Origin of the sequence: Marinomonas sp. A3A, assembly GCF_018336955.1 — a bacterium.
GTDB classification, from domain to species: domain Bacteria; phylum Pseudomonadota; class Gammaproteobacteria; order Pseudomonadales; family Marinomonadaceae; genus Marinomonas; species Marinomonas lutimaris.
This window is the reverse complement of the sequence record NZ_CP025532.1, coordinates 15,714-29,051: the sequence shown is the minus strand read 5'-3', so window position 1 is coordinate 29,051 and position 13,338 is coordinate 15,714. Positions and strand designations below refer to the sequence as shown.

Genomic DNA, 13,338 nt, shown 5'->3' with positions numbered 1-13,338 from the left:
AATACATAATTTGATAAAGTATACTCGTTCCTTTTTTATTGCTGAGTATTTCTTCTTGGATGAACCTATTAATACTAAAAGCACACATTCGTTTTTAATGTATTTTGGAGAAAACAAATGGCAAATATTTTAATCGCTGGCTGCGGTGATTTAGGCTCAGGATTGTCAACAGAGTTGATCGCTCAAGGCCATGTTGTCACTGGTATTCGTCGCACAAAAAATAAATTCCCGAATGGTGTAATAGGCATAACGGGTGACCTTGTTGAAATGAGCGACGACGCCTTGCCTGATGCGGATGTGGTGTTTCTAATAATGACGCCTAATGGTCGTAATGAAGAGGCGTATCGTGCGGCTTATTTTGATACAGCGCAGGTGCTGATTCGCCGCTACAGAGACATGGCTAAGCAACCGAAGGTGTTTTTTGTATCAAGTACCAGTGTCTACGGGCAAAGCCAAGGTGAGTGGGTTGATGAAACCACACCAGCACAACCGACCTCGGCAACCGCCAAGATTTTACTCGAAACCGAGCAATCTTTATCGGCTGCATTCTCTAGTGTGGCAGTGCGTTGCTCTGGGATTTATGGTTCGGGGCGTTATCGGTTACTAGAAACGGTGTTAAGTGGCAAAGATTGGGAAGCCAACAGCTGGACTAATCGCATTCATCGCGACGACGTTGTTTCTGCTTTGGTATTATTAGCAAACTCCGCATTAACCGATAAAACCATTCCTGCACAGGTTATTGTGACCGACCAAACGCCAGTTTCTATGTGGGAAGTGAAGTTGTGGCTGGCAACTTGCCTTGGCTCTAAAGTTGCTGTGAGCAGCAGTGAAGGTTTTGTTCCGACTTCAGGGAAACGTATTCAAGGCCAATACCTGTTGTCACAAGGTTGGCGTTTGCAATATCCAAGTTATGTGGCGGGTTACCATGAGCTGTTGCGTGAGTTTAATGCTTTGCGATAAATCAGCAGAGCGATAAACGCCAAATAAAAAATAGATATAAAAAAAGAGGCCGCAGCCTCTTTTTTCATTGTGCGCATTAGCGTGAAGAGATTAGTCTTCTAACACCATGATACCTTCGATTTCTACTTGAACGCCTTTTGGTAATGCACGAACACCCATCGCAGCACGAGCTGGGTATGGTTGTTTAACGAACTGTGTCATTACTTCGTTTACCGTAGCAAAGTTGCCTAAGTCCGTCATGAAAATATTGAATTTCACTACGTTCTCTAGAGAACCACCAGCCGCTTCGCAAACAGCTTGTAGGTTTTTGAATACTTGAGTTGTCTGTTCAACGATATCTTCGCTGATCACTTCCATAGTTTCAGGCACCAAAGGGATTTGACCTGACAAATATACCGTGTTGCCAGCGCGTACTGCTTGTGAGTATGGACCAATAGCGGCTGGAGCGTTTTCAGTGTGAATCACTTGCTTTGACATAATAAGTATCCTTTATCTTGGAAGTAGTAAGTAACATAGGTAAGTGAAAATTGATTAGCGCCCAACAATGGTTTCGCGTGAGACTTTCTCTACACAGCGAACCGCTTTTATACGACGCATTACATCAGCTAAACCTACACGACTGGAAATAGTAATGCTTAACCGTAAACGACTGACTCGGCCACGCTCAATAATATCGAGATTCGATACTTGGAAATCGGTATCACTGATCGAACTGGCAATCTTCGCAACGGCGCCACGCTCGTTGATGTAGGTAACGATCAGGCTAATGTGTAACTCTTCTTCGATCTCTTTGCCCCATGCCATATGAATAAAGCGTTCAGGATTGGATAAATGATCTTGAACGTTAGGGCAATTGAGGTGGTGAATAATGATACCTTTATCAACCTGAACATAACCCACAATTGGGTCGCCAGGAATTGGTGCGCAACATTTGGCATAAGAAATAAGCATGCCTTCTGAGCCATTCACCTTAAAGGATTTCGGTGTGACCAAGGTGTCTTCATCAATATTCGGGAAGAGTTCGCGAGCTACCAGATAACCAACATGACGGCCTTTGCCGATGGATTCTAATAAGTCATCCATAGATTCGAGCTGGTGGTTTGCTAATACTTGTGCGATTTGTTCTGCCGTTAGCTCTTCAACATTGGTTTTAAATGCGTTTAAGGAACGAGTTAACAGACGATGGCCGATGGATATCGCATTTTCGCGTTGTTTATCTTTCAAATAATGGCGAATGTTGGTGCGTGCTTTGCCGGTAATCGCAAAACTTAACCAAGCAACATTCGGTTGAGCATTCTTCGCTGTAATGATTTCAACCGTTTGCCCACTTTCTAGCTGTGTACTTAGTGGTGCAAGTCGGCGATTAATTCGGCAAGAGATACATGTATTGCCGATTTCAGTGTGAACGCCATAGGCAAAATCGACTGGCGTCGCGCCGGAAGGTAATTCAATGATCTGGCCATTTGGCGTAAAAACATACACTTCGTCAGGGAACAAATCATTTTTTACGTTATCAACGAATTCGACGGGATTGCGTGCTTTTTGCTGAATTTCCAATAAGCTTTTCACCCATTTGGTCGCACGGTCATGGTTACTTGGCATACTTGATGTGCCGCTGACTTTGTAAGCCCAATGAGCCGCAATACCATTATTGGCAACCAAATCCATTTCTTCTGTGCGTATTTGGACTTCCATTGGGATGCCATTGGTGCCTAATACGGTAGTATGGAGTGATTGGTAACCATTGGATTTTGGAACCGCGATGTAATCTTTGAAACGACCTTCAATGGGTTTGAACAGAGCATGAATAACGCCGAGAATTCGATAACAGCTGTCATGGCGATCAGTAACAATGCGTACGCCCATTACGTCCATGATTTCATCTAAAGAGCGACGCTTTTTGTCCATCTTTTGATAAATGCTGTAAATGTGTTTTTCTCGAACACTGATGGTAGCTTCAATATAATCCGCTGCGAGTTCCGAGCGGATAGTGTCTTCAAGCTTTTGCGTGTCTTTAATGCGCTGCTGACCATATTTTTTATGGATGGCTTTTTGCAGCATGCGAGCACGCATTGGGTAATAAGCTTGAAAAGCGAGAGATTCTAAATCGACTCTAACATTGTACATACCCAGACGATTTGCTATAGGCGCATAAATATCTAATGTTTCGCGGGCAATACGGCGTTTTTTATGGGCTGGCATGGCATCTAATGTGCGCATGTTATGTAGTCTGTCAGCCAACTTAACCAAGATGACGCGAATATCATCAGCCATGGCCATGGCCATTTTTTGGAAGTTATGGGCTTGTTTTTCGATTTGGCTATTGAACTCAAGGTGCGTTAGTTTACTAACACCATCCACAAGTCCGGCAACGCCTTCACCAAATTGTTCGGTGAGTGCCTCACGGCTGATGCCTGTGTCTTCAATAACGTCGTGCAGAAGTGCCGCTGTCAATCCATCACAATCCATTCGAAGTTCCGACAGAATTTCGGCGACAGCGAGAGGATGGGTGACATAGGGCTCGCCACTTTTACGTCGCTGCCCATCGTGGGCTTGCTCGGCGTAATAGTAGGCGCGTTTTACCTTAGCAATTTGTTCGTAAGGTAAATACTGATTCAACGTCAGTGCTAAATCTTCAATGGTATACATCGCTCACCTCACTAAGGCAAAAAGGAAGCGCGACAGCTGTGCTATGAGCGACACCATAGAGATTAAAACTCGTGCAATGGGCGTTTTTGCTGATCAACATTTTTTGCGTTGATCAAGTTTTCCGCAATTTCACGTAGTGCAACTACAGTAACTTTGTCGCCCTCTAAAGGCACTTTTGCGTCTTCACCACCAGTAGCAAGTTGACGGGCGCGTTTTGAAGCGACCATAACTAATTCAAAGCGGTTATCAACGTTTTCTAAACAATCTTCTACGGTAACTCGAGCCATTTTGACCTCTGTGTTCGGTTATCTATTTTTCCAAGGGTAATTCTACTTAACGGCTTCTCACAATGACAAGAGATCATTTATAAGATTGCCATATTTTTCCTGCATAACAGGGGTTTTTGAGCGCATTGCGGTAAAAACCGACGAGATTTGTGAAAGTGCTTCATCAAAATCGTCATTTACAATAACAAAATCATATTCATGATAATGCGACATCTCATTAACCGCCTTTGCCATACGACGCTGAATGACTTCATCTGAGTCTGTGGCGCGTTTTCTTAAACGTTCTTCTAGCGCTTGTAATGACGGCGGTAAAATGAATATGCCAATGGCTTCAGGGTAGAGCTGACGTATTTGGCGAGCGCCTTGCCAGTCTATTTCTAAAATCACATCTAAGCCTTGTTCTAGCATACCAAAAATGGACTCTTTTGATGTGCCGTAATAATTATCAAAAACTTGAGCGTGCTCGAAAAAAGCGTCTTCAGCAATCATGTCTAAGAAGGATTCATCATCGATGAAGTAATATTCTCTACCATGTTCTTCGCCAGTTCGTGGTGCACGAGTAGTATGAGAAATAGAAATTCTCACCTTATCATCTTGCTTAAGAAGCGCTTTATATAAGGTCGATTTACCTGCTCCTGATGGCGCCGATAAGATGAATAAATTGCCTTTATGTTTGTCCATGGGTTGTTTAATCCGCCAGTCTTTGTCTTTTCAACGTCGTACTATATCACAAACAAAATGCCTGTTCTTAACCGGAGATTATTGTCGATATTAGTGGTTTTTAACAGGAGTCTTTGTCTAACGTGTAAGCTAATTTTTCACAGTGTTTTTGTTAAGTATCATTATTTTTTTGGATCGGTAAAAAAACGTTACAAAGTTTTTAACTGTTCTAGATGCTTTTTTGATAAACAAGACTAAGCTTCAAGGATTAAGAACTTAACAGATAAACCATGATTACAAGGAAGGGAAATGCAATGGATTTACCCTGCGACAAAAAAATACTTCAAGCAATGTCCAAACAAAGAAATTACTGCAAAGTACTATCTGTAGAAGATGACCCTGATTACCAAGAAGCACTAATGAATGGTCTGAGTGCGTTAAATTATGATGGCAAAGAGGTGGAGTTCCTGACGGCTTCATCCGCGAGCGATGCTGCGACGGTTATCGCTGCTAACCCTGATATCTCGGTGATTTTTCTTGATGTGGTGATGGAGACGGATGTTGCAGGGTTACGCCTAATTCGTACTATTCGGGAGGTAATTGGCAATGATCTGGTGCGTATTGTCCTGCTGACTGGGCAGCCGGGTATGGCACCCGTTGATGATCTTATTGGTCAATACGATATAGACGACTATTGGTGCAAATCAGACCTCACTCAGGCGCATTTACAAACCATAGTGCTAAGTAATCTACGTACTTGGGAGCACCTTTCTGATATGAAAGAAGCTCGCTATGGTATGCAATTGTTACTTGCTGCGAGTCAGAGGATCGCCTCAAAGAGTGATATAACGGATTACACCCATTCTATTTTGGAAGAAATTGGACTGCTGTTAAAAATGAACAGTGGCGGTATTGTGTGTTTCTTCCACCCTGAAGAAGAGCATTTAGAGAAAGCCTTAATTGTGGCGGCTTGTGGGGAATTTTCGCCTCATATCCACCGGTATTTTTTATCCGCTATTCAAGAGAGCGTTCTAAAAGAAGCGGTAGAGCTAGCCAATAAGCAAAAGGCGCATATTTTTCAGGATGGTTTTTCTGTGTTGTATTTCTCGAATAAGGAGTTGGAAGATCGAGAATACATGGTGGTGGTAAAGCTCGATCGTCACCTTGCCAGTAATGAAATTAACCTGCTGCAAGTTTTTTGTGAAAACATCAGTGCTGGCTTCCGTAATGTTGCTTTACATAACAAATTAACCGAGCTTGCTTATATTGAACCAACATTAGGGATTCATAATAAAAACTGGTTAGTGCGTGAAATACGCAATATGTTTTCTTGGGAGCGAGAGAAAGCCACTTTATTAATGCTTTATGTAGAAGATTTGGCTTATACCGAGTCGGTTTTAGGGTCAAAATACTGCGATAAACTCACCTTGTCTTTGTACGACTATCTGAGTCGCTTCTTTGACAAAGCGGTTGATATCGCCTTACTTGAGCGGGATACATTAGTGTTAATCGTGTATGACGATCAGAATTATAACGAAGCGTCACTCGAAAACATTATTCATACCAGTATCGAGGTAAAAAACTCCTCACATTCTCTCGATTTGACCGTCAGCTCGGTGAAATTCTCTGACTTCCCAGCTTATGAAGCCGAGCAATTAGTCAGTGTTGGCAAGAGCACTTTAGAACGAGCTAAATACGAAGGCGTATCTTATTTGGCATTTTCTGAAACCTTGGCATCCGCTATGTTTGGACGTTATGAGTTGCTACAAGATCTGCGAGAAGCCATATTAAACGATGAAATCAGAGCGTATTTTCAACCTAAGATGAACTTGAAAGACAATAGGTTGATTGGGTTTGAAGCGCTGGCACGATGGACTCATAAAAATGGCAGCAATATTCCACCGGATCAATTTATTGCTTTGGCTGAGAGCAGTGGTCTGATTGATAAATTGGACCAGCAAATGTTGCAGCAGTCCTGCCAAGCCATTAACACGATGAAAAATATCGGTATTAATGTGCCTATTTCGGTGAACGTTGCTGGTAATGAAATCATTCGCCCTAATTATTTTGAGGGTTTTCAAAAACTTCTTGAAGAAGAAGGCGTCCCGAATGAGATGATTGAACTGGAAATTACTGAGTCTCAATTTATTGAAGAAAAAGGCAACATTAACAAGCATTTAACAGCATTAAAAACATTAGGCGTGCGGGTTAATATCGATGATTTTGGAACGGGTTATTCGTCTTTGGCCTACTTGTCTACCTTATCAGTGTCAACTCTCAAAATTGATCATAGTTTTGTCTGGCGTATGGAAGAGTCAGAGAAAGACTGGGAAATTTTAAAGATGATTATTGAATTAGGTAATTCGTTAGGACTGAGTGTTATTGCCGAAGGTATTGAAACAGAGCAACAAAAAGCACATTTACAGGCTTTGGGTTGTGAGGATGGCCAAGGTTATTTATTTGCCAAACCTATGTCATTAGACGAGACAATTAACTGGGTTCAAGCAGGATTATAAAATATGATTTTTGGTAAAGGGATGTCACAAAAATCATTACTTTTCATGTATTTGTCAGGTATTTTGGTTTTCACAATTTTGTTTAGTTGGGGCAGTTATCGATTCTTTTTAGATAATAAAATCAGCCAATTAGCATGGAATGAATCAGAAGTACTGTCCCGTAGCGCCAGTGTTTTTAGCCGTGAAATGGGGCATATTAAGCGTGTTACCTTATTGTTGCGTAATAGTATTAACGCGCGTTTGTCTGCTCAGAATACAGCTTCTCAAACTGTAGCCTCTCAAAACTCTATGTCACAAAATTCGGCATCATCACAGACTGAAGCAATCATCCCTGATGATTGGGAGACTCAGGTAGCGGATGAATTCAACCAATTTGCTCGAACGTCTAAGCTGATCTCACAAGTTCGTTGGATTATGCCAAATGGCCAAGAGCACATTCGAGTCAACTCTCAGGCCGGTGTCAGTACTCGTGTACCTGATGATCAATTACAAAATAAATCGGATCGGCATTATGTAAAAAATGTACCTGATAACAGTAACGATGTGTTTATTTCCTCATTGGATTTGAATATTGAAAATAAAGAAATTGTCCGGCCTTTTCAGCCAACGGTTCGTGGTGTTGTTAGAGTCGATGGTAATCTGCCTGGGATTTTAGTGGTGAATTACGATTTGACTAAATTGTTTGAATTGGTGCGTACCTTTGGCAGTGAAGGCGTGTATTTAGAAATAATCGACACTAATGGCAATTGGGTATTAGCAGCGGATCGAAGTCTTGAATGGGGCGGAATCCTGCACTCTGACGACTTGAGTTTTAATATCAAAACGCACTTTCCAGCTATTTGGCGAGAAATGAATACCGCGGACGGGTTAGAACGAATTTTCGATGATGGTCGCTTATGGAGTCTTTTGAAACTGCATATAGACGAAGAGGGAATCGATGTAAAAGGCTTCCAAACACCGTCTTTATATTTTATTGCACGTTCTAATTCTGAGGTGTTTTCTGCGTGGCGAGTTAAGTTGATTTTAACCATTGTTGGTATTGCGAGCATTTTCTTTACTTTGATAGCTTGGTTGATTTGGCGTCAAACGACAGCGCAATTTGAAACCTATCGACTGCTTAAACTTGTGCAACAAGAAAAAAACCAAGCCGAACAGGTTAACCGGAAATTGAATTTAACGAATAAGCGTTTGGTGGATCTTCAGGATGAGTTGGTAGAAAGTAGCAAATTGTCTTCGCTAGGCTTGATGGTTGCTGGGCTAGCTCATGAAATGCATACGCCTCTTGGCGGCGTCAGAATGGCTTTATCTTCATGTAAAATATGGTTGGATAAGGAGATTAAACAGCATCCCTCAGATGGTCTAGAGAAAATGGATAGCTCTTTGCTTATTGCAGAAAAAAACCTCGTCCGTGCTCTCGATGTGGTTTCCAGCTTTAAACGGATTGTATCGGATAGAACCGCTCAGGATATGCAGGCTTTTTTCTTTCATAATGTCGTCAATGACATTTTATTCACCTATAAGCCAGTCTTGAAAAAACGTGCTGATATTCATATAGAGAGTGAATGTCCAGAAGACATTGATATGCTGGGTTACCCTGGCGTTATCTCTCAGATCATTCAGAATCTTGTCGATAATGCACTGGATCATGCTTTCCAACGCCTGGATAAAGGCGTGATTGCCCTTACTGCTAAAAAAGAGCAAGACCATCTAATTCTGGTCATTAGCGATAATGGCAGAGGACTCTCTCCAGAAATTAAAATGCATATTTTTGAACCCTTTTTCACCACAGGTAGAACTAAGCAACATACAGGATTGGGCTTACATCTGGTGAGTCAGTGGGTTAACAAATTAATGAATGGACGTATAGAAGTTACATCAGAGCTAGGTGTGGGAACAACTTTTACACTAACTATCCCACTTTATGTCGCAGATGTAGAGATGGATGTTTAACCATCATTTATAAAAAGCTCCAATGCTCATAGTCATCGGAGCTTTTCAGCTTCCCTAGAAGGTGAACAGATTATTTATCAGTAAAGCCACGCACTTGTGAATTTAACTGCCAGCGGAGTAACTCAGGCAAGGCTTTTTGACGCTCTTGCTGTTGTTGACTCGGATGTTCGCTGTTGGTTGCTGTACGAAGTTCTGTGCCTTTTTCCCACGGATAAAAAGCCGCTTTACCTACCATTGGATAAGCTCCGTCGTTATCAATCCATAGCGTGACGTTGTAACCAAACGCACGACTTTCGTCATCGATAGGCGCTAGCATATTACGGCCTGCAATCGCTTGATAGGGCGTGTCTGACAGGCTTAGATTGTACAAAGTTGGGAAAATATCTTTGTGTGATCCCACTCGATTTGAATCATACTTCCAGTTCGTATTTTCCAGAATGTCTTTAGGAACATGTAGGTAAAATGGGACGGCACGATCTAACACTTGTTCTTGAGGATAAAACGCATTCAAACGACGCATCTGGTGGTCTCCAGTGGCCGCAATGATGGTCTTATTGCCTGCACTTGAACCTTCAACGGCCGTGATAAACTTCCCGAAAGCATCAGCTGCAAACTGATAGGTTTTTAGCAGTGCTTTTTGAGCTGCTTCATCATCGCTAGAGTGCTTGGCAACCTCGGTTGTCACATCAAAAGGTGCTGCTTTATAACGTGCTGGCGTCATATAAGGCGGGTGATTTGTAATGGTCAAAATAGTGATGAAGGTTGGTTCAGTCGCTTCTTTAAGCACCTGCTCAGCTAAGCGATAGGCATAATCATCAGGAACCCCCCAAGCACCAGCTTCGGCGGCTGACTCAGGATACATCTGCGTCAGAGTATTTTGATCGTAAACAGTGTCTACATCCTGCAAAGGCAAATAGTTTACCAAGTTGCGCCATGACATATTACCAGGCGAGATGAAGACAGTTTTGTAGCCTGCTTTTTTATAAATATTGAAGGGCACGCCTTGCAGTTTCACTTTTTGCTCAGAGCTGTGGCTGATGTTTTCAAATGGGCTATGAAAAAGCAGAGCGGCTAACGATGGCGCAGTACCATTGTCTTCAGACAAAAAACGTTTGAAAACAAAGTCTTCTTTAAAGTGCGGGCGCAGCTCTCCTAAAAGATCATTTGTTTCAGGGTCATCAAACGCCAACATGTTACTACCAAAACTTTCCATGACTGTCATGACAACGTTTGGTTTGTTTGTCTCAAGCCAGGGATTGACTGGTGTTCTTTCATCCAAGCTATTAATGCCAAGTTGTGCTTTTAAGGACTCGCCTTTTTCACGACTAACAGGCGCGAAAGACTCATCCATCTTCTTGTCTTTAACAGCCCAATCTAACGCCATAAAGCCATTTGGAGACAGCTTGTTAAGAATCAATAACTGAGAAACTTGTGCATTACCCCTGCGTAATGGAAACGTTCCGACACTGCCCCGTGCCGCAATAAAGAAAACAATGAATGCGATTAATACATAAACAATAAAAACACTAAGATGCCAAGGTTTACGTTGGGTATCTCGTAGGGTGTATTTGGCTAAGCGATATGAGATAAAACCGAACAATAAGGAGGCTGTTAAGCTTTTGATGACAGGGTAATCTTGCCAGATATTGAGCAATATGCTGCTTGTATCGTCATCTGCTAAAGCAAAAGCGAAAATATCAAAATGGTTATGATACGTTTGGTAATAATAAAAGTTACTGATGGTCACCATAACTACGGTGAACATAATCAAGCCCATTAAAAAGGGGCTAATGGCTTTCAAAAAGCGCCACGATATTTTGTTCGCGCAGAATAATAAGCCGACTAAGAAGAAGGGAACCATGAACATACTGCCGATACGAAAATCGTAGCGAACGCCAATAGACCACATACGTGTAACATCTTCACCATGTTTTGCTAGCTCCGCAGGAGTTGCAAAATACTGCAGCATAAAATAGCGACCAAGCATTAATATCAAGACGATAAAAAATATTTGGATCGCTAACGTGACCACAAGAGGTCGCATTCGACTCTGATACATTATTGTGATTATCCTAAAATACCTAAATTGCTGGTGATTATAGCACTCAATAAATGGCCAATACCGAGATAAAAATCAGTAAGCGGTAGAGAAAATCTTGCTTCTTACTTAATTAGAGAAGAATTGACTAAAAGCTTAACGACTTGGTTTTGGGCTTGCCATCCAGCCTAATCCCATCCAAATTACGCCAATACTCAACATGACATAGAGTGATGCCGTCCATGATTGCTGCCAGTCGTAAAGGGCACCAATCAACACAGGCCCAATCGCAGCGAGCGTGTAACCGATTAACTGCGCCATTCCTGACAACGCGGCTGCCTGTTTTGGGCTGTTGGTCCGTAAGCTGACAAAAGACAAGCCTAAGATAAAGCCCATACTGACACCAAAGCCAAAAGACACCGACCACACCCCAGACCAACTTGGAATGAACAAAAAGCCTGCCAAGCTTAACGTCGTTAATCCAGTGGCAATCAAGCAAAGTCGTCTGTGGCTGCCTAAGCGATTAATAAATGGCGCTAAAATCAGTGAAGGAATTGCACCTGCTAGCTGCAAGTAACCTTGATAAAGTCCAGCCGTCGAATCCGTATAACCATTGTTCATCAAAATAGCTGGCACCCAAGCTACCACGACATAATTCACCAGTGAATTAACGGCTAGAAACCCCGCCACTTGCCATGCGGTTACGGATCGCCAAACGGAAGTAGATATCTCAACGTTACCGGTTTGCGGCGGTTGATGCTGGGTTATTTTGCAGCTAAACCACACCACCAAAGGCAACAGAATCAACACACTTTGGCACGCCAGAGCAAACGACCAACCACTCATCGGTAACTGAAAAGTGGGTTGTTCCGCATAGAGGCTTAATGGCACCGCAAGGCTGGACATCAAAAAGCCGCCAATGCTCATCATCAGCACATAAATTGCCGTGAGCTGAACAACGTAGTTCGGAAACTCGCGTTTCAGCAAACTCGGCAACAACACGTTACCTATGGCAATTCCAGCGCCAATAAATACGGCACCGATATACAAGGTGCTGATCGAACCAAAAGTACGGATGATCATACCAATGGCAATCAAACCTACGCCCGACGCCAAAATGCGCTCAATACGAAAGTGGCGAGTTAACCAAGATGCCACAGGCGCAAAAAAGCCAAACGCCAACAGTGGCAAGCTAGTAAGCAAACCGGATTGCGAGCTGCTTAAATGCAGATCCGTACTGATTCGATCTAACAAGGGTGGCAAACCTGTCACGGGACCACGCAAACTCAGTGCTACCAAAAAGATAAACAAGAGTAAAAAGGCCGCGTCGTGTTGCGCTAATTTAAGTAATCGTTTCATGGCGTCCATTTTGAAAAAGAGGTTTTCGGGAGATATTGTCGATTCGCTATTATATGGGTTACTCTGCTTGCTGAATTAAGCGACTTGGACAATAAATTGCGAAATACAGACAAAAGCATTTTTGAGACACTGACCGGCCTTTGTTTTGCGGATCATTATCCACATCGCGTTCTCGTATTGCGCTCGCAATCGGTACCACATAGTGAGGAAACGCCTTGGCACAAACATCAAAAAGGCCAACTGGTTTTACCGCTAACAGGTGTTGTCACCAGCTTTATCGACGACAAAATGTGGCTTGTACCGCCACGTTGCGCGGTTTGGATTCCCAGCAATGTTATGCATCGCAACCAGATATCACCCAATGCCGATGTGTGTATGTTGTTTGTCGATGGTAGTGATTTACCTTTGCCAGAGGTGGCTTGTACCTTGACGGTTACGCCATTTGTACGTGAACTGATATTGCATCTGCACTCGCAACAACGCTATGAAGAAACCGACCTTGCCACAGATCGGCTGGTTGATGTCTTGATCGACCAGCTTATTGAACTTGAGCGAGAAGAGTTTGATTTTCCCATTCCCGACGAGCCGACACTAAATCGCCTCGCTCTTGAGCTGATTGCCAGACCCAACGAAAAACGCACCCTAGGCGAATGGGCCAGCGACTTTGCCATGAGCGAACGCACACTGGCACGAATGATTAAGCGCCATGTACAACTCACTTTTGGCCAATGGCGAAGCCAGCTTCACATTGTTCTCGCGCTGCAAAAATTGGCGATCAACATGCCCATTCAAACCATCTCCGAAGAGCTAGGTTACGATTCTGTCAGCGCTTTCATCACCTTCTTTAAAAAAGCGCTGGGGAAATCGCCAAGGCAATATCGGATTGAACGTTGGGGCAAGGAATGACAGAGCGCCCGTT

At 42.9% G+C, this 13,338-nt stretch carries 10 protein-coding genes; 4 read left to right on the top strand and 6 right to left on the bottom strand.

The window, feature by feature from the left end; all coding sequences use genetic code 11:
* Nucleotides 1-117 precede the first annotated feature (117 nt).
* Nucleotides 118-960 (top strand): NAD-dependent epimerase/dehydratase family protein, encoded by an 843-nt coding sequence (locus tag CYL31_RS00125; RefSeq protein WP_212916999.1) that lies wholly within the window; start codon nt 118-120, stop codon nt 958-960.
* A 90-nt stretch (nt 961-1,050) separates the two neighbouring features.
* Here the strand turns inward: CYL31_RS00125 and ridA are convergent, their stop codons facing one another.
* From ridA to gmk, 4 genes are all read right to left on the bottom strand, one after another.
* A complete protein-coding gene (ridA, locus tag CYL31_RS00120) occupies nt 1,051-1,437 on the bottom strand; it encodes a deaminase RidA (protein ID WP_024024215.1) in 387 nt (128 codons plus the stop codon).
* A gap of 54 nt (nt 1,438-1,491) precedes the next feature.
* On the bottom strand, nt 1,492-3,609 hold the full coding sequence (locus CYL31_RS00115; RefSeq protein WP_212916998.1) for a RelA/SpoT family protein: 2,118 nt from the start codon (nt 3,607-3,609) through the stop codon (nt 1,492-1,494).
* A 62-nt stretch (nt 3,610-3,671) separates the two neighbouring features.
* Nucleotides 3,672-3,896 (bottom strand): DNA-directed RNA polymerase subunit omega, encoded by a 225-nt coding sequence (rpoZ, locus tag CYL31_RS00110; RefSeq protein WP_012072045.1) that lies wholly within the window; start codon nt 3,894-3,896, stop codon nt 3,672-3,674.
* A gap of 57 nt (nt 3,897-3,953) precedes the next feature.
* Nucleotides 3,954-4,577: a guanylate kinase gene (gene gmk, locus CYL31_RS00105; protein ID WP_212916997.1), complete on the bottom strand. Its 624-nt coding sequence runs from the start codon at nt 4,575-4,577 to the stop codon at nt 3,954-3,956.
* Nucleotides 4,578-4,870: 293 nt separating this feature from the next.
* Between gmk and CYL31_RS00100 the strand changes: the two genes are divergently transcribed.
* Together CYL31_RS00100 and CYL31_RS00095 are read left to right on the top strand one after the other, a co-directional pair.
* Nucleotides 4,871-7,072 carry a bifunctional diguanylate cyclase/phosphodiesterase gene (locus CYL31_RS00100; RefSeq protein WP_212916996.1) on the top strand — a complete coding sequence of 734 codons (2,202 nt, stop codon included), beginning with the start codon at nt 4,871-4,873 and terminating at the stop codon, nt 7,070-7,072.
* Nucleotides 7,073-7,075: 3 nt separating this feature from the next.
* Entirely contained in the window at nt 7,076-9,022 is a 1,947-nt protein-coding gene (locus tag CYL31_RS00095) for a sensor histidine kinase (protein ID WP_212916995.1), read from the top strand.
* A 70-nt stretch (nt 9,023-9,092) separates the two neighbouring features.
* On the opposite strand, the gene CYL31_RS00090 is transcribed toward CYL31_RS00095, so the two are convergent.
* On the bottom strand, nt 9,093-11,081 hold the full coding sequence (locus CYL31_RS00090; protein WP_212916994.1) for an LTA synthase family protein: 1,989 nt from the start codon (nt 11,079-11,081) through the stop codon (nt 9,093-9,095).
* A 135-nt stretch (nt 11,082-11,216) separates the two neighbouring features.
* A complete protein-coding gene (locus CYL31_RS00085; protein WP_249411646.1) occupies nt 11,217-12,419 on the bottom strand; it encodes an MFS transporter in 1,203 nt (400 codons plus the stop codon).
* Between the two features lie 96 nt (nt 12,420-12,515).
* Between CYL31_RS00085 and CYL31_RS00080 the strand changes: the two genes are divergently transcribed.
* Complete coding sequence (locus CYL31_RS00080; protein WP_249411645.1) at nt 12,516-13,325, top strand: AraC family transcriptional regulator; 810 nt, start codon at nt 12,516-12,518, stop codon at nt 13,323-13,325.
* Nucleotides 13,326-13,338 lie beyond the last annotated feature (13 nt).

What these genes read in the sequence shown, in the direction of transcription:
- CYL31_RS00125 (WP_212916999.1), top strand. Translation starts at nt 118, where the DNA reads ATGGCAAATATTTTAATCGCTGGCTGCGGTGATTTAGGCTCAGGATTG.
- ridA (WP_024024215.1), bottom strand. Translation starts at nt 1,437, where the DNA reads ATGTCAAAGCAAGTGATTCACACTGAAAACGCTCCAGCCGCTATTGGT.
- CYL31_RS00115 (WP_212916998.1), bottom strand. Translation starts at nt 3,609, where the DNA reads ATGTATACCATTGAAGATTTAGCACTGACGTTGAATCAGTATTTACCT.
- rpoZ (WP_012072045.1), bottom strand. Translation starts at nt 3,896, where the DNA reads ATGGCTCGAGTTACCGTAGAAGATTGTTTAGAAAACGTTGATAACCGC.
- gmk (WP_212916997.1), bottom strand. Translation starts at nt 4,577, where the DNA reads ATGGACAAACATAAAGGCAATTTATTCATCTTATCGGCGCCATCAGGA.
- CYL31_RS00100 (WP_212916996.1), top strand. Translation starts at nt 4,871, where the DNA reads ATGGATTTACCCTGCGACAAAAAAATACTTCAAGCAATGTCCAAACAA.
- CYL31_RS00095 (WP_212916995.1), top strand. Translation starts at nt 7,076, where the DNA reads ATGATTTTTGGTAAAGGGATGTCACAAAAATCATTACTTTTCATGTAT.
- CYL31_RS00090 (WP_212916994.1), bottom strand. Translation starts at nt 11,081, where the DNA reads ATGTATCAGAGTCGAATGCGACCTCTTGTGGTCACGTTAGCGATCCAA.
- CYL31_RS00085 (WP_249411646.1), bottom strand. Translation starts at nt 12,419, where the DNA reads ATGAAACGATTACTTAAATTAGCGCAACACGACGCGGCCTTTTTACTC.